The organism is Niallia sp. FSL K6-0212 (assembly GCF_038007605.1).
GTDB classification, from domain to species: Bacteria; Bacillota; Bacilli; order Bacillales; family Cytobacillaceae; genus Niallia; species Niallia circulans.
The window spans coordinates 2,379,062-2,402,231 of the sequence record NZ_JBBOXL010000001.1 but is presented as its reverse complement, the minus strand read 5'-3'; the positions used below and the strand labels follow the sequence as shown (position 1 = coordinate 2,402,231).

The following is a 23,170-nucleotide window of genomic DNA, read 5'->3' as shown; positions in this document are numbered from 1 at the left end:
ACTATTTGCTTCTATTCTACCATGCTAAAAATACGAATGCACGTTCTTATCCTTATTTGCTGCTTGTTTTTGGATAATAAAAAATGCCCCACTTATTATGAGGCATTTTCCGAATTATTCTTTTTTCGTTAGCTGCAGGGCTTTTTTAATATCTTTATAAGAGTTAGATTTTCCGTACATAAGAACTCCGCCTTTATATACTCTTGCACCAAAAATAGCAAGAATCATAATGGTTGCCACTAAAACAACAATTCCTAAAATAGGTTCCCAAACTGGCAAATTCAGCATTCCTACTCTCATAAACATAAGCATAGGTGTAAAGAATGGGATATAAGAAGTAATTGTTACAAAAGTGGTATCAGGTGCGCTTAATCCGAACATCGCAATCATAAATCCGGCCACAATTAATAATGTCATTGGCGTTATCATTTGCTGCACATCTTCAATTCTACTTACAAGCGAACCTAGCAATGCAGCCAGAGTGGCATATAGGAAATAACCTAAAATAAAGAAGATAGCTGCATAAATAATGGTGCTTACTGGCACCTCGCTAAATCCGAGGAATCCTTCCACCGAACCTAGGCTTTCATTGCGAGTTAATGAAAAATAACCTACAAGCATCAATATCGCCAGCTGTGTTAAGCTTAATAATCCGATTCCAAGAATTTTGGCAAACATATGCTTAATTGGAGATACACTTGAAATTAAGATTTCCATTACTCGGGATGATTTTTCAGTCGCCACTTCTGTCGCTATCATATTGGCATATAGGATAACGGCAAAATATATTAAAAATAAGAGAACATAGACTAACCCTCTAGTCTGGTTTAATTCTTCTTCTGTCTTTGCATCTTTCTCAAGAGCAATTTTTTCAAAAGCAACGGGTTCATTCAATTTCGTAAGCTGCTCATTCGTTAAATTGAGTTGATTCGCTGCTAATTGACTTTTAACCATTTGAATACTGTTGGTAATATTATCAGAAATAGTTGTTTCTGCAATATCCATTGTATAATAAGTCGCTATAGGTAATTTACTTTCATCCATATCCACTATCAGTAAGCCACTATACTTTCCTTCTTCTACTTCTTGTTTAGCTGCTTCTTCACTGTCCTTATAAGCAACTAATTTTAAATCTTCATTTAACGTCTCTGTCGCCTCTTGAATTGCTGGTAATAAAGAATTGCTTTGATCAATTACGGCTACTTCCGTCTTTCCTTCATCACTAGAAAAAGTATCGATAATGGTAGTAATATTTGTTAGTGCAACCACAAATATTAAAGTAATAGCCGTTGTAATTAGAAATGATTTCGTTTTGAACTTACTTAAAAAGGTATGAAATAAGATAACCCAAAAACTATTCAAGAGAAGCACCTACCTTTTCGATAAAAATATCATTTAAAGAAGGCTCTTCTAATGCAAATTTGCGAATAAAGCCTTTTCCAACTATATCATTTAAGATTCGCTCCGCAACTTCTTCTCCTTCAATTTGCAGAGAAACACCTTCTGCTGTTTCTTTTAATTTTAATACGCCTGGATAGCGAATTAAATGTGTCAAATCAAAATCAGCATGTATGGTTACATTCTTCTTCCCAAAGCTCCTCTTAATATCCTTAAGCGAGCCATGAACAACAGGCTTTCCTTTATGCATGATACATAGATGCTGGCATAATTCCTCGACATGCTCCATCCGGTGACTAGAGAAAACAATACTTGTTCCTTTATTTTTCAAATCTACTACAGCACTTTTTAACTGCTCCACATTTACTGGGTCTAACCCACTGAATGGCTCATCTAAAATTAGTAGTTTAGGCTTATGTAAAACAGCACTAATAAATTGAATTTTTTGTTGGTTTCCTTTGGAGAGCTCCTCAACTTTTTTATCCATGTATTCAGGAACCTTAAAGCGGTTTAGCCAATATTCTAGCTCACTTAATGCTGCTTTTTTTTCCATGCCTCTAAGTCTCGCTAGATAGATAAGCTGATCTCGTACTTTTAGTTTTGGATATAGACCTCGCTCTTCCGGCAGATATCCAATATATGGACTTGTTGAGTAATTAATCGGCTTACCATCCCAAGTTATTTGTCCTGCTGTACTTTCTAATATTCCTAAAATCATGCGAAAAGTTGTCGTCTTTCCTGCTCCATTTCCTCCAAGAAAGCCGAACATTTCATTTTCAGGAATCGAAATAGATAAATCATCTACTGCTGTGAACGAACCAAATTTTTTTGTCACGTTTCTTAGCTCTAATGACACAAAATCCCCTCCTCACTCTTTTATACGAATAGAACAGTAAAAGGTTTCAATGAATATTGGCTATTATTTGTAGGAAATACAAAATGCTTAAACATTTAGTGGAATAGAACGGAGTTATGTTGATTTTCATAAAAAAAGCTGCTGTTTACTCCATTGAGTCTCTAGCAGCAGCTTTTTTCTTTAATGTGGTAAAAACACTAATTGATAAAGGAATAATACGGCAAATACGTAAACGAGTGGATGAACCGTCTTTCCCTTTCCTTTTACTAGCTTTAATAATGGATAAGAGATAAATCCAAGAGCAATTCCTGTTGCGATGCTTGATGTAAGCGGCATGCTTAGGATGACTATAAAGGCTGGGAATGCTTCATCAAACTCTGACCATTTCACATCACTTATTGCCCCCATCATCAAGCTTCCTACAATTATTAGGGCTGGAGCTGTAATAGCAGATAAACCAGAAATGCTGCTCACTAAAGGAGCAAAAAAGGCAGAAATAATAAATAAAACCGCAATTGTAACACCAGTTAAACCAGTACGGCCGCCTGCTGCAACACCTGATGTCGATTCAATAAAAGCAGTGGTTGGGCTTGTCCCAAACATTGCGCCAACAGATGTTCCAAGTGAATCAGCAAGAAGTGCCTGCCTTGCTTTTGGAAGCTTATTATTTTTTATTAATCCAGCTTGCTCAGCCACCCCAATCATCGTACCAGTGGTATCAAAAATCGTTACCAATAAAAAGGAGAAAACGACAGCGTACAATCCATGTTGAATAACATCGCCAAATGCTGAAATTGGATTGCTAATGATAAGGCCTTCTGGTAAATGCGGGCTTGCCATAATTCCATTTTCAAAGGATAAGTAACCAGTAAAGTAAGCGATAATGCTTGTTACAATCATCCCAATAAATAACGCACCTTTCATATTCAGACTAAACAGAACAATCGTAATAGCTAAACCAATAAGGGCGATTATAACAGTGGGAGACTGAAGATCTCCTAGTCCAACTAGATTTTCTGGATTGGCAACAATAATTCCCGTTTGTCTCAACCCGATAAATGCTATAAATAAACCAATACCAGCTGTTATTCCATGTTTCAAATTATCTGGAATAGCTTGAATTAACTTTTCTCTAAATGATGTTAATGACAAGATAACAAAAATAATACCGGCAACAAATACTGCAGACAGTGCTACCGTATAATCGACGTTATTATTTCCAACAACCGAAAAAGCAAAGTATGCGTTTAACCCCATACCCGGTGCAATAGCAATAGGATAGTTTGCAAATAAAGCCATCCACAATGTCCCGATAGTAGCTGCTATGATGGTTGCTAGGAATACTTGGTCAAATGGAATTCCTGCTTCTTTTAAAATTCCTGGATTGACTACTACTATGTAAACCATTGTTAAGAAAGTTGTGAATCCTGCCATTAACTCTGTTTTCACAGTTGTATTATTTTCCTTTAACTTAAACATGAAAGAACCTCCAAAAAACGAACATTTAAAAACAACATTATCTATGTTATTCGTTTTTACTGCAAAAAGCAACTATTTTTCTCGATCGAAAAATGGCAATTTAGTGAAATACCTTTATTAGTTTGACACCAGTCTTTCTTTTCCATACGAAAATAATTCACAGAAACAAAAAAAATCTACCAGAACGGAAATAGTTCTAATAGATTTTTAATGATCCTTATTTAGATGCTTCTAATGAAAAATGTTCATTTAACAAAGCAATTTTTTTATCTGTATATTCCACGAAACTTTCATTATATGTTTTAGGATGCTTGGGATTAGAGAATTGGGTAATCTTCCCCGTAACAGGATGAATAAACTTGCTGGACGCTCCACAGCCTACACCAATAACCGTCTGCAGTTCTTCCATCATCATAATATTATAGATACTTTCCTGGTTTTTCTTCGAATAGCCGACATTCTCTAAATTTCCTAGAATATTTTTCTGACGGTATAAATAGTAAGGAACATAATCATGTTTCTCTGTCCATTCTTCCGCCATCTTCATCATTTCCTGAATTTCCTCTCTATCTGCTACCTTGTATCTGGATTTATTACGCGTCATTTCAGACGCACGTTTAAATGACAGGGTATGAACAGTCAGTGATTCAGGCATTAACTCTTCTGTTTTATCAAGAGAATATTGAAATTCCTCCACACCTTCACCTGGAAGTCCAATAATTAAATCCATATTAATATTATTCATGCCATGCTTACGTGCTAAATGATATTTATCAATTGTTTCTTCTACTGTATGATGCCTGCCAATCGCTTTTAAGGTTTGTTGTGTATACGATTGGGGATTAATACTAATTCGATCGATATTGTATTTTTTTAACACTTCCAGTTTATCTGGCGTAATCGTATCCGGTCTGCCTGCTTCAACCGTGATTTCACGAATGTTTTCTACATTTGGAAAAGAATCATGCATACGCTCATAAAGCATGTCCATTTCTTCGGCTGAAATACTTGTTGGTGTCCCTCCACCATAATAGACGGTTGTTATATTAATATTTTTTTCTTTCAGCCAGTCCCCTATCTTTTCCATTTCATAATGAAGACCGCCTAAAAAGGAGGAAACAGAGCCTTGTCGTCCATTAATGGCATACGCTGGGAACGTACAGTAAGCACATTTTGTCGGACAAAACGGAATTCCAATATAGATGCTTACTTCTTTTTTCAAATCATATAAATCAGGAATCACTGCTAGTTGGCGATCAATGATTTTCTGCATGAGCTCGATTTTTTCATCGGACATTAAATATTCCTCACGAAGAGATTGATGCGCCTCTTCTATCGGTGTTTGCTTTTGCATATGACGATGAAGAAGTTTTGTTGGGCGAATGCCCGTTAAAATCCCCCATTTCTGCACCATACCTGTATACTCTTGCAGCATTAATAAATAACTTTTGGAAATGGCTTTTTTCATTTGCTTAAATATTTCTTTATCCGTTAATTGACTAAGATCTGCATGGCCGTTACATATAGTTTCTTCTTTTAATTCCTTGAGCTTGCCTTTTACGATAAATTCATGTCCAATAATTTCTGTTTCGAACTCAACATGAAGGTCTGCCTTTTCTTCTGGTTCCCTATAAAGCACCTTTGTATCTTCAAAAAACAAATTGCCTATGTGCTCTAACGGCCTAATATAACGTTCATCTGTTAACCCTTTTATATATATTTGTTTCATCGTTATTTTTCAACTCACCTTTTATTCTGAAATATTATCATGCTTTATTTAACCAATTATACTGTAGTGTAAAAAAAATAACTAGAAAGGTCAAAAGACTTTCTGTTAGCTATTCAAAAAAAGGGAACAGGAGAAGTCTCCGTATGACTTCTCCTCTATAAAAATATAAATAATAGCTATTTTATAATATTCATCTTGCGCAAAAAATCAATGGGATGCTGTTTACGGAAATGTTCCTTGACCATATAAGCAACCCCTTCTTGATCATTAGATCTCGTTACCCAGTCAGCCGCAATTTTCAACTGATTTGGAGCATTTCCCATTGCCACACCAAGACCTACTGCTTCAATTACCTCTAAATCGTCTAAGCCGTCTCCTATGGCAACCATTTCGCTGCTCTTTATTCCAAGCTTCTCCCCTAAAAGTAACAACCCGCTTCGTTTCGATACACCAGCTGGTAAAATATCTAGACGCAGCTCATTATGTTGAACAATATGGATATTGTCAAACATCTTTTCAAGCACTTCTTTTGCATCCTGGCAGTCTTTTTTCTCTTCAAAATAAACTTCCATTTTGGGCGGACTTACTGGTTCTTCTAATAAAACATCACTTAAAACATCGACAAATTGGTGGGAATAAAAGACTGGATCTCCAGACGACAAGACCGTTTTTGCAAGCATGTTATGATGGAGTTTTGATTTGTTAGCTAGTGAGAATTTTTCATGCACTAAACGAATTTGGCATATGAATCCTTCTAAGAATCGGACAATATCTGATGTAAGGTCTTCTGCGATTCGTTTAACAAAAATAGTATCATCTTCATGATTGGCCACTAATGCTCCTTCGTGTGCCACGATGTAACTATTTAATTTCAACGCTTTTGCCACCTTTTTCGCAGAGGGCAAGCTCCTTGCGGTTACAAGCGTTACATAAATTCCCTTTTGCTGTACATATTCAATCGCCTCTTTCGTCGCTTTCGTTAAGCGCCCATTTGATTGAAGGAGAGTACCATCGATATTTAAAGCTAGTAAGCGATATATCATAAATTTCCCCCATTTCTTCGATGTATTGTCTTTATATATCATTTATGTAGAAAACAAGCATAATAGAACTTTTGAGGGAAGATTAAACAAAAGATGTATGGATTTATTCTAGTAAGATTTTGCAATGTAAGGGTTGGTTGTTAGATAGTAAAATCTAATCCATTCTGGTATCCATCTCTATGGAAAAAATTTCTTTTTACTTTTTTGAATAAAATAGGTCATTTTTTTTAAAATAATAAACGTAACACAAATTAAATTACTCAAGGAGGAAACATTCATCATGGCAAATAACAATTCAAATCAATTATTAGTTCCTGGAGTATCTCAAGCATTGGATCAAATGAAATATGAAATTGCATCAGAGTTTGGAGTAAACCTTGGAGCTGAAACTACTTCACGCGCTAACGGTTCTGTTGGTGGCGAAATCACTAAAAGATTAGTACAAATGGCTGAGCAACAACTTGGCGGCAGCAGATTCTAAGTAATAATTAAATAAATTTGGCTAAATGGAGGACGGCGCCATGCCGTCCTCTTGTTTTATAAAAATAGCAAAAAGAAACGTCATCCCGCTACAAAAAAACCCCTACTAAAAGTAGAGGAGTTTTGCCAGTATTATTGTTGTTGAGCAGGACCATAAAGCTCTTCTAATGGTTTCATGATGATTTGGTTCAATTCACCAATTAATACGCTCATACGTTGTTCTGCTTCCATCAGTTTCGAAATACTTTCGTGTTGTTGAACAAGTGCTACTGTTTTTTGGGCTTGTTCTACTTCTTCTTGTGTAATTTCCTGACCAGACATTTGCTTTTGCTGAAGCTGTAATTGAATATTACGGAAATTATCAAACATTGCTTTCGCAGAAGGATCTCCATTTACCGTATCATACATCTTTTTCAATTCTGTATATTCATCACTTTGACGAATCGCTTTCTCTAAAGCATTAGCAGGATCATGTAAATTTACTGCCATTTAAACAACTCCTTTTCATTAACAATTGACTCCACTATAACAAACTATGCATCATAATACCAGAAATACCTCTATTTCAGAAATTCAAGAAAGCTTCTAAAAACTTATATAAGCTGTTCTTCCCATCTAATCGATAAATCTTTTTCCTATGTCTTTCACAACTCTGCTCATCTTTCATAAGATATATCAGCACCAAAATAGGCGAATATCCGTATTGCCTCTTCATAACTTGAAAACAAATGGGGAATCTGGATGACTCTGAAATTTTTGCAACTAACAAAAAAAGATGATTTTCAAAAAACATTAAAAGGATTATCTATTGCAATCAGTCCCTCTTTATTAAAATTTTTACAAGTGGATCTCCATGATGCCGTTTATGTATGTATAGCTAAAATGCTTATTCCAGTAAATGTACAAACACATTCTCTTGAAAAACAAGATATTGTTTTTAGTACAGATTTAGAAAAAAACTTGCCCATTCCTAAAGAAATCAACACCTATCTTCTGCCCTATTATCACAAGAATCAAATAATCCATTTAGGCCCTGTTATTGGTATATTAACAGAAGTGAACGACGATAAAGAGGATATTTCTTTTCCTGCTATTCAACATCTATGCAAGGAATTGACGGAAGAATTAACGCAAATAGGCGGATTCTTTTATCTGTTCGGATTACAGCATGTTCAAGATGATTTCGTTCACGGTTATTTTTTTGCTAATAACACCTGGTCTAAACAACCATTCCCTTATCCGAATGTTGTTTATAATCGCCTTCATTCGCGAAAGGCAGAGGCAAGTACTTCTTTTTTGAAGCTCAAAAAAATATTAGAAGACAAAGAAATTCCTATTTTTAATAGTAAATTTTTTTCAAAGGATGAAACATATCAACTTCTCGTTAAAGATGCAGCAGCTGCTCTCCATTTACCGGTAACGGAGCCTTTAACTGCTGAAAACTTACACTTTATGCTAAAGCATTTTCCAGTTCTCTATGTGAAACCTGTTCATGGAAGCCAAGGCAGAAATATCATTCATATTGAGTCCATTAACAATAATTCTATTGCTACCATTTCTTCTGGAAAAAAGAAAGGAAAAAGCCAGCTTTTCACGGAAGAAAAAAAACTCTGGAAATGGCTAGAACGCTATAGTAAGAGAAGATCCTATATTTGCCAGCAAGGAATAGACTTTCAAAAATGGCAAGGGCGCGCCCTTGACTTTCGTATTCTTTGCCACAAAAACTACCAAGGGAACTGGACGATAACATCTACCGTTGCTAGGATTGCCCAAAAGAATGCAATTGTTGCCAATCTTGCCCAAGGCGCAGAGATGAAGCCTGCAAAAGCTGTGTTAAATGAATTGCTGCATACAGAAAATGCAGAACAAAAATTAGAGGAATTAAAAATATTAGCAATCAAAATTGCCAATCTCCTCAATAAAAATACAGATGGATACTTAGGTGAACTTGGAATTGACATCGGTATGGATAAACAAGGACACTTATGGATCATTGAGGTAAACTCTAAACCTTCTAAGAAATTAGAGGAACATATTGAAAAAACAAGGCCATCCACAAAAGCTTTACTTGAATATTTTATTACACTTTCCTTTTCCCCTTGTTTAAAGGAGCTATCAGACGATGAATAATTTCGGGATCATGTCATTATCCCTCGACCATGAAAATCATTACATTCACCAAATCGCAAAATATGGAAGGGATTTCGGATTTACTATTTATCATTTTGTCCCTTCTACTTATCATCCCTTTACACATACCGTAAAAGGAAAACAATATATACCAGATTCAGATAGTTGGATAGAAGCAGAATTTCCAGTTCCTTCTATTCTATATGATCGCTGCTTTTATCATGATGATTCACATTCCATTCAATGCAAAAATATTATTCAGTGGCTGAAAAAACAGCCAACAATTACCTTTCTCGGCAATGGATTGCCAAACAAATGGAAACTATACCAAATATTATGCGAGTCAGAACTTTCTGCATATATTCCTGAAACTTTTCTCTTACAATCAGCCAAACAAATAAATTTTCAACACTTAAATCCCGTCATTATTAAACCAATAAATGGTTCTCAAGGAAATGGACTTTATTTTATTAGAAAGCAAAATAATGAAATCTTAGTTAGAACAGATAAAAAAGAAAAAACAATAGAAAAAATATTTTCGGATCGGGTGACTTTTAATAAATGGCTTGACCAGCTTTTAAATAGAAACGCTTATATCATGCAAGCACATCTTCCCCTTGCTAACAAAGAAGACCAGCCATTTGATATTCGTGCTTTTCTGCAAAAAAATCCAAACGAAGAATGGAACATTATCGAAAAAGGAGTCCGCATTGGCGAAAAAGGAAGAATTATTTCTAATTTAAGTGCTGGTGCGTCGATTTTCCCATTTGAAGATTGGTTTCAAACTGCTCACTTTCCATTAAAAGGCTTTCTTAAACAAGAGATGGAGGAAATTCTTACTCTCCTTCCTTCTATTTTAGAAAATTCCTTCTCTGCATTATTTGAGATTGGCGTAGATATTGGCATTTCACCAAATGGGTCGTTATGGATGCTTGATGTAAATTCAAAACCAGGGAGAAAGGTAATCATGACAGCATATCCACATCTATGTGAAAAGCTCTATAAAGCCCCAATCCTTTATGCTGCTAAACTTGCTGATGAAAAAAGGAGGAATCGAGATGAAGAAACTATATCCTATCGAAATAATCTCTAACAGCGAACATACTGTCTACTTACCAACGGACTTTGAAACAAATAAAAATTTGAAAATGATTGCATTTGGAGCCGTCAGCAAAGAAGCCACTATAAAAAAACATAAAAAATCAAAAAATATGATAGGCATTAGTTCCGATCTTTTTAAAGATTTACTACTGCCTTCCAGCAGTTCAAATGTGCACTTATTTTCAGATGACGAAACCATCTATATTGGACCACTCGTAGGCATATTCACTTCAGGCTTTTCAACAATTAAAGTTCGCCCAATCGGAGATCGTTCGATTCTATTTTCTAAACTTCTTTCTGTCCAAAAAACAGTTGGAGTCATTGCTTTCCTATTTGGAGAGCAGCATATTAATTGGGAAACAGGAACGATTCATGGACTATTTTACGAAGATGGCTGGAAATCAGTAGAGGTTCCTTTTCCTAATGTCGTTTATGACCGTATCCCAAATCGCCGAATTGAAAATCTCCACCGAATCCAGACCGTTAAAACCCGATTACAGAAAGAATATTCTATATCCTGGTATAATCCTGGCTTCTTTAACAAGCTCGATATTTATGAACGGCTTCTGCAGGATGACAGTATTTCCGATTATTTGCCTGAAACCCATGCACTCACTAATTTTTCTGTCATTGAAAGAATGCTGAGCAACTTTGGCAATGTTTATATCAAGCCTAAAAATGGAAGCCTTGGTAAGGGAATCTACCAAATACTATTTGATAAAAAGGATGGCTGCTATTATACTCGCTTTAAAGATGAGGAGCAGGGCAATCGCTTGATGAAATTTGATCATTTAGAAGGATTAATGAATCACTTATTTGAAAATCAGAATTTATCTCATTATATCGTTCAACAAGGTATTCACTTAATTCGTTCAGAAAAAAAATCAGTTGATTTCCGTGTGCATACCAATAAAAATAAAGATGGCAAATGGGAAATGACGGCAATGGCCGCAAAAATTGCAGGCACCGGCAGTGTTACCACTCATCTTAATAATGATGGTACGGTTAAAGCAATCGAGGAATTAACCAATACAGATCTTAATTGCGAAGAAATAAGCAATAAACTATCTAAGGCTTCCTTGCAAATAAGTAAGGCCCTGGAAAAACAAATGGAAGGATATATCGGAGAAATCGGCTTTGATTTAGGATTGGACCGAAAAGGACGCGTATGGTTATTCGAAGCCAATGCAAAGCCGGGAAGAAGTATTTTTAAGCATCCTTCTCTTAGAAAATTCGATTTAGAAACACGCAGAAAATCACTCGAATACGCAGTCTTCCTAATGGATCAAAGTATTAAAAGTCTTGAGGATATCTACCAATGAATATTTTTTATGATTCCGAAAAAGAATGTTGGTACACAGCCTCGCGGGACACTTACTTTTTTGGGACATCTAACATGCGCTTAGCTACTTCAAAGCCAGCTGCCAACCATGCAGCTTTCCCAATTGTCCCACACGAAAATAAGGTTGGTCCATTAATCGGAATTATGATTGCAAGAAATAAGCATAATAAATTAATTGGAAATGGAGAGCTCTTTAAACAGCTACAGGAAAAACTTCAACACCATGCAGGAGGAATTATCGTTATCTTTCCTCCTGAAAACTTACAGACAGAAAAACTAACGGGATATATATTTTGTTCCAGCAGAAACAGTTGGATAAAAGCGATTACTCCGTTACCAAACATCGTCTATAATCGTGTTCCTTTTCGAAAAACAGAGAAGCAGGAACCCTTTCAGACAGCCGTATCTTTATTGAAAGAACAAGAAATCCCCTTTTTTAACGCTTCATTTATTAATAAATGGGAGCTTCATCAATTATTTCGTGATTCTCCCTTATTAAAAGAGCATTTGCCTAAAACCATTCTTTTAAAGCAGAAAGAAGACTTTGCTGATTTTCTGCTTACGTATAAAAATATTTATTTAAAACCAGTAGAAGGCTTTAAGGGGAAAAATATTTACCGTATCAGATTAAAACAAAACGATTCTATCCATGTCAGTACAACCGAGGAGACCAAATACTACTCTACTTTAAATCAAGTCTGGGAACAGTATCAGCAAGATTGGCTCCAAAGACAGTACTTGCTCCAAGAAGAAATTGACGGAGCTTTATACAATGGAAATCGCTATGATTTTCGCCTATTAGTTACCTTTGAAGAAAATCACTATGTCCTTACTGGGGTGGGGGTGAGACAATCAACCCAGCAGAATGTTACAACCCATATACCTTCCGGCGGAAAATTACTTTCCTATCAGGAAGTACAACAAAAAGAGCATGACTTATTTTTCCAAAAAATAGTTGATCATTGTGGAATCTTGTTAACTCAAAAATATGGTTTTACCGGAGAATTTTCCATCGACGCCTGTGTTGATAAGAATGGCCGGTATTATCTTTTCGAGATTAATGCCAAACCAATGTTATTTGACGAAAAAGAAATTGAAGAAAAACGATGCCAGCAGCTAATAAAGCTTTTTTATTCATTAACTAATTTCCCCTTTCAGAATAAATCGCAGGAGATGACCCATCCTAAAACTTAGGAGGGATTATCATGAAAAAAGCTAAAAAAGATCTCGCATATGAGGGAAAAGAAAAAGCTTATTTAGATATTGATCGAATCATAAATGAAGGGTTAGCAGGTGGAGCAGTAATAAATAGAGAAAATAACACAAATATGGAGGAAGCAAGAGAACTACCGGAAGAAGAACCCCCTCATCTAATCGAATAAACTGTTTAGGCATCCCCTCCTTTCGCTTATTATTGGCAAAGGGGATGCTTTTTTGCTTTCATTCGATTGATTTTAAGATTTTGTCAGCTAATGTGACGGATTTTCCAGCCAGATTTTTGTTTTATCACCCAAATCTGTGGGCTTTTCAGCCAAACTTTTGGTTTATCAGCCAAAACACCGGACTTTTCAGCCAAACTTTTATTTTATCAACCAAAACACCGGACTTTTCAGCCAAACTCCCCTTTTATCAGTCAAAACACCACTCTTTTCAGCCAAACTTCCTCACCATAAACCATCATCATCACTTGCCCCTTTTCTATAAAACGGTATAGAATAAAATTATGAAAAAATTTCGGAGGGATCCATCTATTGAAGCATAAATTATTAGCCTATTATAAACATAGTTTGGAGCAAGCAGCCCCCCCCTCACCATCACAGCTTTCCGATCACTATTGGTTCAAGGTTGATTTTCAAGATGATTGGATTGGGATTCAAAAACAGGAGATTGATGGCTCTCAGCTAGAATTATTGAAAGCTTGCTATGATTTTTTCCAACCAGATGAAACTCTAGAAAAGGAAGAATATGCTTGGAATCAATATCTATATTTTAACGGAGAACAGCCCTCTTTCAAAAATATGGAGACAGTACGTTTTATCCAGTTTCATATTAAAGGTGATACGGCTTCTATTGAAAGAAAATTAATTGAATCGGCATTTGATGGTTTTATTCATGAAAATAGTCTTATCATTTGGAACGGCTCCAATGAAGGGGCTGTAATAGAGCAAAATGCACAATATTTAGAGGAGGAAGATTTCACCGCTCTTGCACAAGCTTTGCAATCCGATTTCTTTTTTTCCATTTGCTTTTACATGGGAAAAGAGCTGAAACTTAATAGTTCTATTCCGGTTATTTTTGGACAAGAACGAAACTTATTTTCAAAGGGTTTAGCATTTATGCCGAAATCCACCGTTCTTAGCTTAGAAACGATTCTTCCTAACCTGTTAATCAGCAGACTGAAGGAAGACGAACTTGATTTATTTAAAGAATGGTTTTCCATTTTTGAAGAAGACAAAGAATTACTGCTTACCATCAAAACATTTATTGAAAATAATGGACACAGCACTAATACAGCAAAACAATTGTTTATCCATCGCAATACCTTACAATACCGACTTGATAAGTTTACAGAAAAAACAGGTTTGAACCTAAAGAATTATCATTCCTATATCACCACCTATCTTGCCTGCCTATTCTACACTAGCGGGAAGTAGCTCATAAAGCCATTATTGGCTTTTTTTATGGAGAAATTTCTATACAAGTTCTTAGGCATTTTGCTCAAAACTCTGTAAGCGTTTTTCATGCATTTCGCCAATTTGAAAACGGTATCAAAAATGGTAAAGTAGAATTATCAAATTGGTAGGGGGAAAACAAAATGGCAGAACTAGTGTTAAAGAATATTTATAAAATCTATGATGAAAAAGTAGAAGCGGTTAAAGATTTTAATTTACACATTCAGGATAAAGAATTTATCGTATTTGTTGGTCCTTCTGGTTGCGGTAAGTCTACAACTCTACGTATGATTGCTGGTCTTGAAGATATTTCAAAAGGTGATTTCTATATTGATGAGTTACGTGTGAATGATGTTGCACCAAAAGATCGTGATATCGCGATGGTTTTCCAAAACTACGCTCTATACCCACATATGACAGTTTATGATAATATGGCATTTGGTTTAAAGCTTCGTAAATTCCCTAAAGCGGAAATTGAAGAAAGAGTAAATAACGCTGCAAGAATTTTAGGATTAGAAGAATATTTAAAAAGAAAACCAAAAGCATTATCCGGTGGACAACGTCAAAGGGTCGCACTAGGCCGTGCTATTGTTCGTGATGCAAAAGTATTCTTAATGGATGAGCCATTATCAAACTTAGATGCTAAATTACGTGTGCAAATGCGTGCTGAAATTTCAAAGCTTCACCAAAGACTGCAAACTACTACTATTTATGTAACGCATGACCAAACAGAAGCAATGACAATGGCTTCAAGACTTGTTGTTATGAAGGACGGAGTTATCCAACAAGTTGGTGCTCCAAAAGAAGTCTATGAAAAACCTGAAAATGTTTTCGTTGGCGGCTTCATTGGTTCACCAGCAATGAACTTCTTTGAAGGAAAAGTAGTAGACAATAAATTAGTACTCGGCGATAATGCTTTCATTATTCCAGAAGGAAAATTAAAGACATTACGTGAACAAAATTATATCGGTAAAGAAGTTATTTTTGGTATCCGACCAGAAGATATTCACGATGAATTGGTATTCTTAAATAGTTCAGAAAATACAAGTTTTGATGCGAAAGTAGAAGTGTTTGAATTAACAGGTGCAGAAAGTCTTGTATATTCTACTCTTTCTGGAAAGGAATTTGTTGCTCGCTTAGATTCTAGAGCAGACCTTCAAGCTGGTCAATCTGTAAAATTAGCACTTGATATGAATAAAGGTCACTTCTTTGATAAAGAAACAGAACTTCGTATTCGTTAATAAAAAAAGTTAAATTCAAAGCTTACCTTGCTGATGCATGGTAAGCTTTTATTAATGGTTAGCCTCTATTCCTGGATAAACAATACCTCTTCTTGTCCACATTGTGGACAAAGCACAAGATGGGGACATAAATGTGATGATAAATCCTGATAGCCGTTTTCTAGCTTCATTTGATCAATCGGCATATAGGCACTATAGTCATCATAATAATCCATCACTCTGCCCTTGTCTTCTATGCGATAACCACAATTAGAGCAAGTTCTTTCTAAACTTTCCAAGCCATTACAGATAGGACAAATGGAGCCCATTTCAAATCCACCTCTCTTGATTCCGCCCCTAAAATCATCTTTTTTATGCGTTAAATTTATTCTTACCTTTAGTTTCTCTATTGATTTAGAAACTATCCAGCAGGAATAAAAGGAATTAATTTCCTTGATTTTTTCTAGAATAAGATAATGAAATCCAACCATAATAATAGTACAAGCAGCAAACCAAGGTAAGAGCAAACATAAGCATCTATCACTTTCCATGATTATTGGGTTATACCTAGTGGTAGTAAGATATATCTTACAGACTGGTGCAATTCCAGTTAACCCAACCAAAAAAACAACTAGAAGGAGCTGGAACACAATGGCAAACAACAATTCTTCAAATCAACTTTTAGTACCAGGAGTATCTCAAGCTCTAGACCAAATGAAATACGAAATTGCATCTGAATTTGGTGTAAACCTTGGTGCAGAAACAACTTCTCGCGCTAACGGATCTGTTGGTGGAGAAATCACAAAACGCTTAGTACAAATGGCTGAAAAGCAACTAGGTGGATTTCAAGGCTAATTGAAAATTTAATATAATGGCTAGAGCCCTCCTAATTTTAGGGGGGCTTGCTTTATTTAGTGTATAACCACTTTATCGCATGGAGAAATTGTTGAATAAAGTACTCTCTTTTATGATCCGCATTTTCTCCCAGAATAAATTGATATTGTTCCTTTGGCAGTTTTTTAAAAAATACTTCATTTACCAGCAAAACATTTTCAACCATATACCTTTGAATATTCCCCTTGCTCTTTCCCTCGTCCTCACCAACATACAAAAAAACACTATTCTCCTTCTGCATCTCATTTTTTTGTACATAGGAAAGGCTGTGCGGATACCATAGTGACGGGGAAAGGAGCCCAAATTTAGAAAAATAGTCAGCAAAGTCATACATGGCATATAAAGAAATCAGCCCTCCTAAGGAGGCTCCTATCATTCCTGTGTTTTGTCGATCTGCTTTTGTTTGAAACATTGTATCAATATATGGTTTAATCGTTTGCGTAACAAAGGATAAATAGGCTTTTCCTTCCCCCTTAAATGGAGGCAAAGTGGGATTAAGACTAGGTGAATACCAAGGCGTATACTCATTAAGCCTCTCCTTTGGTTCAATTCCTACAAGTATTACTTCCTCTGCTATATCTAAAGAGAATAATTCTTCTAATTCATGTAAGATAGGATGAAAAAGATTTCCTCCATCATGAATGTAGATTACTGGAAAACTACTTGATAATTTATTATAAGAAGGTGGCAGGTAGATACTCAAAGTTCGAGTTTGTATCTGGACCTCCCTTAACGTTCCCCTCATTTTCTTACTTCTGTGACCATCCATTTATCTACCTCTACACTTTAGCTTTTACTAATAAATAAACAAAATAAGGTGCGCCAATTATACTTAAAATTATCCCAGCTGAAATTTCTGCAGGTGCGACAATTGTTCTGCCGATAAAATCTGCTATTAACATGAAGAGGCTGCCAATTAACCCACAAACTATCATAGAATTTCGATGTTTTAATCCAACTAACAGTCTTGCCATATGTGGAGACATTAGTCCAATAAAACCTATGCTCCCTGAAACAGACACACATGCTCCAATCATGCCAACAGCACATAATAATAATAGCCATTTTTCTTTTTCCACTTTTACTCCTAAACCAATCATTACTGTTTCTTGCAATTGAAATAAATCAAGCGAGTACGCCTTTCGAATAATAAATGGAATGATTAGTAAAAACCATGGTAACATTGCAAGAATAAATAACCAATTGGCATTATAAATACTTCCAGTCAGCCATACTGCTGCCATTTCAAAATCCTGTGCTTTCATTTTTAAGGACATATACATGGCCAAAGAACCAAACCCAGAATTTATGGCTATTCCAGTTAAAATGAGTTTTTGCGAGTTCAGTCTTTCTCTATCTTTTGCTAATAAAAAAATTACAAATGCAGCAATAAATCCTCCAACTAAGCCAATAAGCGGCATACTTAACACAATCCATAAGCTATCCTTATTAAGATTAAGCACTCCTTGAAAGAAAAACATATAGGCAACAATCGCAGCTCCGGCTCCACTGTTAATTCCTAATATTCCAGGATCCGCAAGACCATTTTTCGTTATACTCTGCAGGATAGAACCTGCAATCCCCAATCCGAAGCCAACAAAAATGGCCAAAATAATTCTAGGCAGACGGAACTCAAATATAACTAGATCCGTATTAGCATCAGGATGATAACGAAAAATACTCCTTCCTATATCTTGAAAAGAAAGAATATATTCTCCTTTGGATAAACTAATGATCATGATGATGAGACATAAAGCAATTAATACATAGATCGATACATAGGTTCTTTTTCTTTCATTATCCACGTTGAGTATTCCCTCCTCCCTTTGTCTTTATTAAATACAAGAAGAAAGGAACACCTAAGAAGGCTGTTACGATTCCAATTGGCGATTCAAAAGGGTAATTAATGAAGCGACTGAGAGTATCACATATAACGAGAAATATGGCCCCTATAATTCCAGAGCATGGAATTATTTTTCGATAGTCAACTCCAACTATCATTCTTGTAATATGGGGAATAATTAAACCGACGAAACCTATTTTTCCCGCCAGCGAAACAGAGATCCCCGTCATCACTACAACTGCTGTCATCGTTAAAAGTTGAATAATGAATGTTTTCTGACCAAGGGATGTAGCAATTTCTTTTCCTAACGATAAAATAGCAATCGATTTGGAAAGCGATAATGCCAAAACAATTCCAATAATGGCTATAGGAAAGCAAATAAGCAATAGATCATTATTAAGCTGGTGCAAGCGGGCATTATACCAGAAGCTCATATTTTGGGATACTTGAAAATAGGAGGCAATGGCAGAAGATAAACTGCTTAAAAAAGATCCAAAAACGGTGCCTATAATAGCAAGTCTTAAAGGAGAAAAACCATTCTTCACAACGGAAGCTAAACCTAAAACTAAGAAAACACCTAAGGCAGATCCGAGAAAAGAAAAAGCAACCATTTGAAAGGAGTTCAATCCTGGAAAAAATACAAAAGCAAGTGTTATCATAAATGCTGCACCATCCGAAACTCCCATGATGGACGGCGATGCTAAATAATTCCTTGTCATTCCCTGCATCATAGCTCCGGACATTGCCAAAAGGCCGCCTATTAATAATGTTCCTGCTGCTCTAGGAAATCTAGCTGTCCGGATAATGGTATGTTCCACATTTTCTGCATCAAAATTAAAAAAGGCATCAAAGACTTCCTTTAATGAAATATTCATTGTCCCTAACGAAATAGATAAAAGAATAACTGCAACACATAAAAAAGGCGCACTATATATAATCGCATATGCTCTTACTGTCTCTTTATCCAAATTTGACATCACCTGATCGAATGAACCTCCTTTCAAAAAAAGACCCCCACCAAGATGGAGAAATGAGGTGGGGATAATTCCGTTTCCTTGTTCGCTCTCTTATTTAAATAAACCAGCAAAAGCTTTAAGAAAAGTTGTTTTACTCCATGCAGTTCCCCCAGCTGCCAATGGATCGACTACATTTTCATACACTTGATTATTTTTAACAGCATCAAGGCTCTTCCAAATAGAATTATTCTCTAAATCAGCTAATGCTGTTGGACTATCGGTGTTTTCTGTTTCCTCAAACTGAATAAATAAGTAATCTGGATTCATTTCCGCTAATTTCTCTAATGAAATCATTTCCTGTGCTTTTGCTTTTTTTACTTCTTCAGGAACATCAAGGCCAAGGTCTCCATATAGAACGGGGTTAAAATATACCGTTTCAGGATAAATATATAAGCTGCCTCCTCTTAATCTCAGCATAACAACTTTTTTCTCAGCCAGCTTATCTTGAATGCCTTCTTTTGTCTCTGTAACGTTTTTTTCATAATCCGCAATGATTGTTTCTGCCTTTTCTGTTTTATTTGTCAATTGCCCTAGTAATATTAAATTATCTTTCCAGTTTGTTGAAATGTGAGAAACAGGAATCATTGGTGCAACTTTATTTAGGTTGTCCGCCACCTCTGGTTGAAATTTACTTGTGCCCAGAATAACATCTGGTTTTAGCTGCAAGAGCTTTTCTACACTTGGCTGCATTTTTTCGCCAATTTGCTCTGCTTCCGACATCGAGTCGCCTAGATAAGCAGGGAATTTTCCAGCTGTTGCAATGGCACCTGCTGGTTTAATCCCCAGCATCGCTGCATCTTCCATCGCTTCTTGGCTTGCTGTTACAATTGTCTCCACTTTTGCAGGAATTTCGTATTTTTCCCCTAAATAGGTAACCTCTTGAGTCGTACTTTGTCCGTCCCCTTTACTATCTTTTATCGATGAAGATGTATTTTTTTCTCCCGTTTGACTACAAGCTGTTAATAATAAAAAAGCCGCTAGGAAAATAAAAAATAAATTCTTTTTCATATACTCTCTTTCCTTTCTCTATATAACCCTAATTGAGATTGATAACCTTTATCAATTAGAATTATACTGAAAAAAGCTCTGATTATAACATGGATAATTTCCGCTAATATGCTTGTACTTTTTCCTTTTCTATCATCAGCTCTCGGAGATTATCAAGAACTCTTAAATGGGAACTTGCAGAATACTCATTCCATGGATCTGAATGGATAAAAGCAACTTTCCTATTTTTAACTGCTGCTATACAATTCCATTCTATTGAGCATTTCAATTTGTCCCAAGCGTCAATTGTCTCCATATCCTGGCGAATATTAACAAATAAATAAGTTGGATTTAAGCTTACTAAGTCAGAAAGTGTAATGGCTTCGCTTAATTGAATATCTTCTTCAGGCTGTGCTGACGTAAATCCTAAATCTTTATACACAAGCTCAATAGCTGTTCTAGAACGATTGAGGACTATTGTATTTTTAAATAGGCTTACTACTAACACAGCTTCGTTCTGCAATGATTCCTTCAATAACTTTCTTGTTTCCTTTACTTTATCTTCATATATTTTTAAAAAGTTTTCTGCGTCTGTTTCGCAATTAATATAGGTCGCTATTTCTAACAATTGGTTTTTCCAACTGCTATTTTTGAATGAATAATAATAGACTGGTGCAATTTTTTCGAGTTCCTGCTTCTCTTCAGCTGATATGTCATCCTTCGCGATTATTTTATCTAGTTTCACTGCAGACAGTTTTTGTATGTTGTTTTCCCATTCTGAATGAATCTTGTAGGTATTTAAATGGATAAGAATATCATCTCGAAAATTCTGATAATAATAATTGGTCCATTTAGGATGCAGTGGAGCTGCATAGGGAATTATCTGAAGTGCAAGTAAATGACCGGTAGTCGAAAAATCATAAGATGCAATCTTCACCTCTCGCTTCTTCCTATAAATCGTTGGCGGTATTCCAACGATTTTTTTGAACACTCTACTTAAATAAAATTCATCCGCATAACCAACGCTTGCTGCAATTACTCGCAAGCTATTCGATGTTTTGATTAGTAATTCTTTTGCCCCGCGTATACGGATTTCTGTTAAAAAATCCTGCACACCTATTCCATACTCTTTTTTAAAAAGCTGGGAGTAGTATTTAGGGCTTAGCCCCGCTCTTTTTGCTAATAAAGCGGTAGAAATCGCATCAGCATAATGCTTCTCCATATATCTTTTGGTCTCTTCTATCGCAATCATTGTATCTTTTGGAATTTTTTGCTGTTGATTGGTCACAAAATAATGAAAAATCATCGAACGTTTTGCCTTTTTTAGAAAATGATTATTTATTGATTCATCTTGTTCTAATTTGAACAGGTCCTCCATTATAGGTTGAATTGTGTCAGCTGACTGAAAAACAAATGATTTCAAGATACTTTTCTCATTCTTTAGCACTACTTTTGTATATGTATCCCTATTTATCGCTTTCGTTTGATACAATTGAAATGGCAGCAAATAATAGTCTGCACTGCAAGTTTTTTTAAATTGAAGTTGATAGGTGCTATCCGCTGGAATAAATAAAAGATCCCCTTTACTGAAGAGAAACTTATCGATATCAATCGATAGCATCCCTTCTCCCCTATTAATATAAATAAATAGATAACTAGTCGATAAAACTCGCTCTATCTTCTTGTCATATAATCGTTCTATACGGCCATAGTCTAATTCCATACTCTCCCAGTTATGAATCATCTCATTTTCCTCTCTTGTTATTTTCTTTATTTATATGTACAATATATTCACCTAATTAATATTGATAATCATTATCACTTATTTTACCAAATTATTGCATAGAAAGAAATAGGTGGCGATATTCTTGATGAAATGGAAAGAAAGCTTTTATATTCCCAATACAGAAATTTGGACATATTCTATTGATGAGACAAAAAAATATAAACTCTTTGTCTATATCCCAAATATCCCCGTTCCTGAAGATGGATTTCCTGTCCTCTATCTTTTGGACGGCAACGCTAATTTTGGTAGTTATGTAGAAGCGGTACGCTTGCAGACTAGAACACGAGAAAAAACCGGATTACATCCTGCTGTTATCATTGGTATAGGCTATGAAACTACTGAACCTTATAGTGAGGAAAGATATTTCGACTTTACTTTTCATGCAGACCAGACACAGCTTCCTAAAAATCCAACTGGCACACAATGGCCTCCTCTTGGCGGCGGCAGACAATTTCTTTCCTTTATCGAACAGAAATTAAAGCCATTAGTAGCGCAAAACATTCCAATAAACACAAAAAAGCAAATGATTGCTGGTCATTCACTCGGAGGTCTTTTTGTTCTTTATACACTCTTCACCGTCCCTTCTTCGTTTCAATATTATCTGGCAAGCAGCCCATCCATCCATTGGAACGAAGAGCAGCTATTAAAAGAGCTAGACTTCTTTCCCAAAAGGCTAAACAATCTAGACACAAATAAATTGCTGCTTACCGTTGGAGAAAAAGAGAAATCACATTTTACACAAATGCATCAAAAGGCAATTACTCTCTCTGAGAAATTGCAGTATTATCATTCTCCTTCCTTCCAGCATATTTTTCATGAATTTAAAGAAGAAAATCATCTTACTGTATTACTGCCATTAATCAATAAAACGATACGTTTTATAAATGATAAATGAATTTTACTAAAAAAGGTTTTAAAGCAATCAGGTGGGCTAATCCCTTTTTTGGAGGTTAAATCGGATAGAAGAGATGGAGGCGTTGTTATTATCAAAATAAAAATGAACTTAAATGCGGAAGAAGTGAATGCGCAGAAGGGACAGACTTTATGCCTATTAAAACAAACAAAATGTCTATTAATGGAGCAAATAAAATATACATTTTGTTTAGACTGTGGGGAATTCGATTCAATCCTTCTTGATAATACAACAATGTTTAAAAAGAAATAGAAATATCAAAAACGTTGAATACTAAGTGA

Annotated in this window: 23 protein-coding genes; 11 read left to right on the top strand and 12 right to left on the bottom strand. The window is 35.5% G+C overall.

What is annotated here, in order from left to right:
- Positions 1–114 precede the first annotated feature (114 nt).
- From MHH96_RS11405 to MHH96_RS11385, 5 genes are all read right to left on the bottom strand, one after another.
- A complete protein-coding gene (locus MHH96_RS11405; RefSeq protein ID WP_341117332.1) occupies positions 115–1,362 on the bottom strand; it encodes an ABC transporter permease in 1,248 nt (415 codons plus the stop codon).
- The gene (locus MHH96_RS11400; protein ID WP_047943048.1) at positions 1,355–2,254 is read right to left on the bottom strand and encodes an ABC transporter ATP-binding protein; all 900 of its coding nucleotides are present in this window, start codon (positions 2,252–2,254) and stop codon (positions 1,355–1,357) included. The genes MHH96_RS11405 and MHH96_RS11400 overlap by 8 nt, the downstream gene beginning before the upstream one ends.
- A gap of 180 nt (positions 2,255–2,434) precedes the next feature.
- Positions 2,435–3,733 carry an NCS2 family permease gene (locus MHH96_RS11395; RefSeq protein ID WP_047943046.1) on the bottom strand — a complete coding sequence of 433 codons (1,299 nt, stop codon included), beginning with the start codon at positions 3,731–3,733 and terminating at the stop codon, positions 2,435–2,437.
- Positions 3,734–3,950: 217 nt separating this feature from the next.
- The gene (locus MHH96_RS11390) at positions 3,951–5,462 is read right to left on the bottom strand and encodes a coproporphyrinogen III oxidase (protein WP_047943044.1); all 1,512 of its coding nucleotides are present in this window, start codon (positions 5,460–5,462) and stop codon (positions 3,951–3,953) included.
- Positions 5,463–5,638: 176 nt separating this feature from the next.
- Entirely contained in the window at positions 5,639–6,505 is an 867-nt protein-coding gene (locus tag MHH96_RS11385) for a Cof-type HAD-IIB family hydrolase (protein ID WP_047943043.1), read from the bottom strand.
- Positions 6,506–6,785: 280 nt separating this feature from the next.
- Here MHH96_RS11385 and MHH96_RS11380 point away from each other — a divergent pair, with 280 nt between their 5' ends.
- Positions 6,786–6,986, top strand: coding sequence for an alpha/beta-type small acid-soluble spore protein (locus MHH96_RS11380; protein ID WP_047943041.1), 201 nt, complete (start codon positions 6,786–6,788; stop codon positions 6,984–6,986).
- 131 nt (positions 6,987–7,117) lie between these two features.
- On the opposite strand, the gene MHH96_RS11375 is transcribed toward MHH96_RS11380, so the two are convergent.
- Complete coding sequence (locus MHH96_RS11375) at positions 7,118–7,474, bottom strand: YlbF family regulator (protein ID WP_047943039.1); 357 nt, start codon at positions 7,472–7,474, stop codon at positions 7,118–7,120.
- Between the two features lie 252 nt (positions 7,475–7,726).
- Between MHH96_RS11375 and MHH96_RS11370 the strand changes: the two genes are divergently transcribed.
- From MHH96_RS11370 to MHH96_RS11340, 7 genes are all read left to right on the top strand, one after another.
- Positions 7,727–9,115 carry a YheC/YheD family endospore coat-associated protein gene (locus MHH96_RS11370; RefSeq protein WP_047943037.1) on the top strand — a complete coding sequence of 463 codons (1,389 nt, stop codon included), beginning with the start codon at positions 7,727–7,729 and terminating at the stop codon, positions 9,113–9,115.
- Positions 9,108–10,208: a YheC/YheD family endospore coat-associated protein gene (locus MHH96_RS11365; protein WP_047943036.1), complete on the top strand. Its 1,101-nt coding sequence runs from the start codon at positions 9,108–9,110 to the stop codon at positions 10,206–10,208. The genes MHH96_RS11370 and MHH96_RS11365 overlap by 8 nt, the downstream gene beginning before the upstream one ends.
- Complete coding sequence (locus tag MHH96_RS11360) at positions 10,174–11,538, top strand: YheC/YheD family endospore coat-associated protein (protein WP_341117327.1); 1,365 nt, start codon at positions 10,174–10,176, stop codon at positions 11,536–11,538. Before MHH96_RS11365 ends, MHH96_RS11360 begins: the two co-directional genes overlap by 35 nt.
- A complete protein-coding gene (locus MHH96_RS11355) occupies positions 11,535–12,752 on the top strand; it encodes a YheC/YheD family endospore coat-associated protein (RefSeq protein ID WP_047943033.1) in 1,218 nt (405 codons plus the stop codon). Before MHH96_RS11360 ends, MHH96_RS11355 begins: the two co-directional genes overlap by 4 nt.
- Before the next feature lie 11 nt (positions 12,753–12,763).
- Entirely contained in the window at positions 12,764–12,940 is a 177-nt protein-coding gene (locus MHH96_RS11350; protein WP_162837586.1) for a hypothetical protein, read from the top strand.
- Between the two features lie 369 nt (positions 12,941–13,309).
- Positions 13,310–14,212, top strand: coding sequence for a helix-turn-helix domain-containing protein (locus MHH96_RS11345; RefSeq protein WP_144545337.1), 903 nt, complete (start codon positions 13,310–13,312; stop codon positions 14,210–14,212).
- A 161-nt stretch (positions 14,213–14,373) separates the two neighbouring features.
- Complete coding sequence (locus tag MHH96_RS11340; RefSeq protein WP_061797584.1) at positions 14,374–15,471, top strand: ABC transporter ATP-binding protein; 1,098 nt, start codon at positions 14,374–14,376, stop codon at positions 15,469–15,471.
- Between the two features lie 65 nt (positions 15,472–15,536).
- Here MHH96_RS11340 and MHH96_RS11335 read toward each other — a convergent pair whose 3' ends face one another.
- On the bottom strand, positions 15,537–15,779 hold the full coding sequence (locus MHH96_RS11335) for a hypothetical protein (RefSeq protein WP_047943143.1): 243 nt from the start codon (positions 15,777–15,779) through the stop codon (positions 15,537–15,539).
- Between the two features lie 322 nt (positions 15,780–16,101).
- Between MHH96_RS11335 and MHH96_RS11330 the strand changes: the two genes are divergently transcribed.
- Positions 16,102–16,305 carry an alpha/beta-type small acid-soluble spore protein gene (locus MHH96_RS11330; RefSeq protein ID WP_031535675.1) on the top strand — a complete coding sequence of 68 codons (204 nt, stop codon included), beginning with the start codon at positions 16,102–16,104 and terminating at the stop codon, positions 16,303–16,305.
- Positions 16,306–16,357: 52 nt separating this feature from the next.
- On the opposite strand, the gene MHH96_RS11325 is transcribed toward MHH96_RS11330, so the two are convergent.
- The 5 genes from MHH96_RS11325 to MHH96_RS11305 form a co-directional block, all read right to left on the bottom strand.
- Positions 16,358–17,113: an alpha/beta hydrolase-fold protein gene (locus MHH96_RS11325; RefSeq protein WP_144545339.1), complete on the bottom strand. Its 756-nt coding sequence runs from the start codon at positions 17,111–17,113 to the stop codon at positions 16,358–16,360.
- Between the two features lie 10 nt (positions 17,114–17,123).
- Positions 17,124–18,158: a FecCD family ABC transporter permease gene (locus MHH96_RS11320; protein ID WP_047943029.1), complete on the bottom strand. Its 1,035-nt coding sequence runs from the start codon at positions 18,156–18,158 to the stop codon at positions 17,124–17,126.
- On the bottom strand, positions 18,142–19,164 hold the full coding sequence (locus MHH96_RS11315; protein WP_144545360.1) for an iron chelate uptake ABC transporter family permease subunit: 1,023 nt from the start codon (positions 19,162–19,164) through the stop codon (positions 18,142–18,144). The genes MHH96_RS11320 and MHH96_RS11315 overlap by 17 nt, the downstream gene beginning before the upstream one ends.
- 90 nt (positions 19,165–19,254) lie before the next feature.
- Positions 19,255–20,211, bottom strand: coding sequence for an iron-hydroxamate ABC transporter substrate-binding protein (locus MHH96_RS11310; protein ID WP_341117320.1), 957 nt, complete (start codon positions 20,209–20,211; stop codon positions 19,255–19,257).
- Positions 20,212–20,314: 103 nt separating this feature from the next.
- Positions 20,315–21,934, bottom strand: a complete 1,620-nt coding sequence (locus MHH96_RS11305; RefSeq protein WP_061797604.1) for an AraC family transcriptional regulator — start codon at positions 21,932–21,934, stop codon at positions 20,315–20,317.
- Between the two features lie 127 nt (positions 21,935–22,061).
- On the opposite strand from MHH96_RS11305, the gene MHH96_RS11300 reads away from it, so the two are divergent.
- Together MHH96_RS11300 and MHH96_RS11295 are read left to right on the top strand one after the other, a co-directional pair.
- Entirely contained in the window at positions 22,062–22,871 is an 810-nt protein-coding gene (locus MHH96_RS11300; RefSeq protein ID WP_341118117.1) for an alpha/beta hydrolase, read from the top strand.
- A 48-nt stretch (positions 22,872–22,919) separates the two neighbouring features.
- Entirely contained in the window at positions 22,920–23,141 is a 222-nt protein-coding gene (locus tag MHH96_RS11295) for a hypothetical protein (protein ID WP_341117317.1), read from the top strand.
- Positions 23,142–23,170: the final 29 nt, after the last annotated feature.

Bases quoted from the DNA above. Each gene is read 5' to 3' on its own strand.
- MHH96_RS11340 (WP_061797584.1), top strand. From the start codon at position 14,374: ATGGCAGAACTAGTGTTAAAGAATATTTATAAAATCTATGATGAAAAA.
- MHH96_RS11330 (WP_031535675.1), top strand. From the start codon at position 16,102: ATGGCAAACAACAATTCTTCAAATCAACTTTTAGTACCAGGAGTATCT.
- MHH96_RS11385 (WP_047943043.1), bottom strand. From the start codon at position 6,505: ATGATATATCGCTTACTAGCTTTAAATATCGATGGTACTCTCCTTCAA.
- MHH96_RS11325 (WP_144545339.1), bottom strand. From the start codon at position 17,113: ATGGATGGTCACAGAAGTAAGAAAATGAGGGGAACGTTAAGGGAGGTC.
- MHH96_RS11335 (WP_047943143.1), bottom strand. From the start codon at position 15,779: ATGGGCTCCATTTGTCCTATCTGTAATGGCTTGGAAAGTTTAGAAAGA.
- MHH96_RS11375 (WP_047943039.1), bottom strand. From the start codon at position 7,474: ATGGCAGTAAATTTACATGATCCTGCTAATGCTTTAGAGAAAGCGATT.
- MHH96_RS11310 (WP_341117320.1), bottom strand. From the start codon at position 20,211: ATGAAAAAGAATTTATTTTTTATTTTCCTAGCGGCTTTTTTATTATTA.
- MHH96_RS11380 (WP_047943041.1), top strand. From the start codon at position 6,786: ATGGCAAATAACAATTCAAATCAATTATTAGTTCCTGGAGTATCTCAA.
- MHH96_RS11390 (WP_047943044.1), bottom strand. From the start codon at position 5,462: ATGAAACAAATATATATAAAAGGGTTAACAGATGAACGTTATATTAGG.
- MHH96_RS11360 (WP_341117327.1), top strand. From the start codon at position 10,174: ATGAAGAAACTATATCCTATCGAAATAATCTCTAACAGCGAACATACT.
- MHH96_RS11315 (WP_144545360.1), bottom strand. From the start codon at position 19,164: ATGTCAAATTTGGATAAAGAGACAGTAAGAGCATATGCGATTATATAT.
- MHH96_RS11365 (WP_047943036.1), top strand. From the start codon at position 9,108: ATGAATAATTTCGGGATCATGTCATTATCCCTCGACCATGAAAATCAT.
- MHH96_RS11305 (WP_061797604.1), bottom strand. From the start codon at position 21,934: ATGATTCATAACTGGGAGAGTATGGAATTAGACTATGGCCGTATAGAA.
- MHH96_RS11355 (WP_047943033.1), top strand. From the start codon at position 11,535: ATGAATATTTTTTATGATTCCGAAAAAGAATGTTGGTACACAGCCTCG.
- MHH96_RS11370 (WP_047943037.1), top strand. From the start codon at position 7,727: ATGACTCTGAAATTTTTGCAACTAACAAAAAAAGATGATTTTCAAAAA.
- MHH96_RS11395 (WP_047943046.1), bottom strand. From the start codon at position 3,733: ATGTTTAAGTTAAAGGAAAATAATACAACTGTGAAAACAGAGTTAATG.
- MHH96_RS11300 (WP_341118117.1), top strand. From the start codon at position 22,062: ATGAAATGGAAAGAAAGCTTTTATATTCCCAATACAGAAATTTGGACA.
- MHH96_RS11350 (WP_162837586.1), top strand. From the start codon at position 12,764: ATGAAAAAAGCTAAAAAAGATCTCGCATATGAGGGAAAAGAAAAAGCT.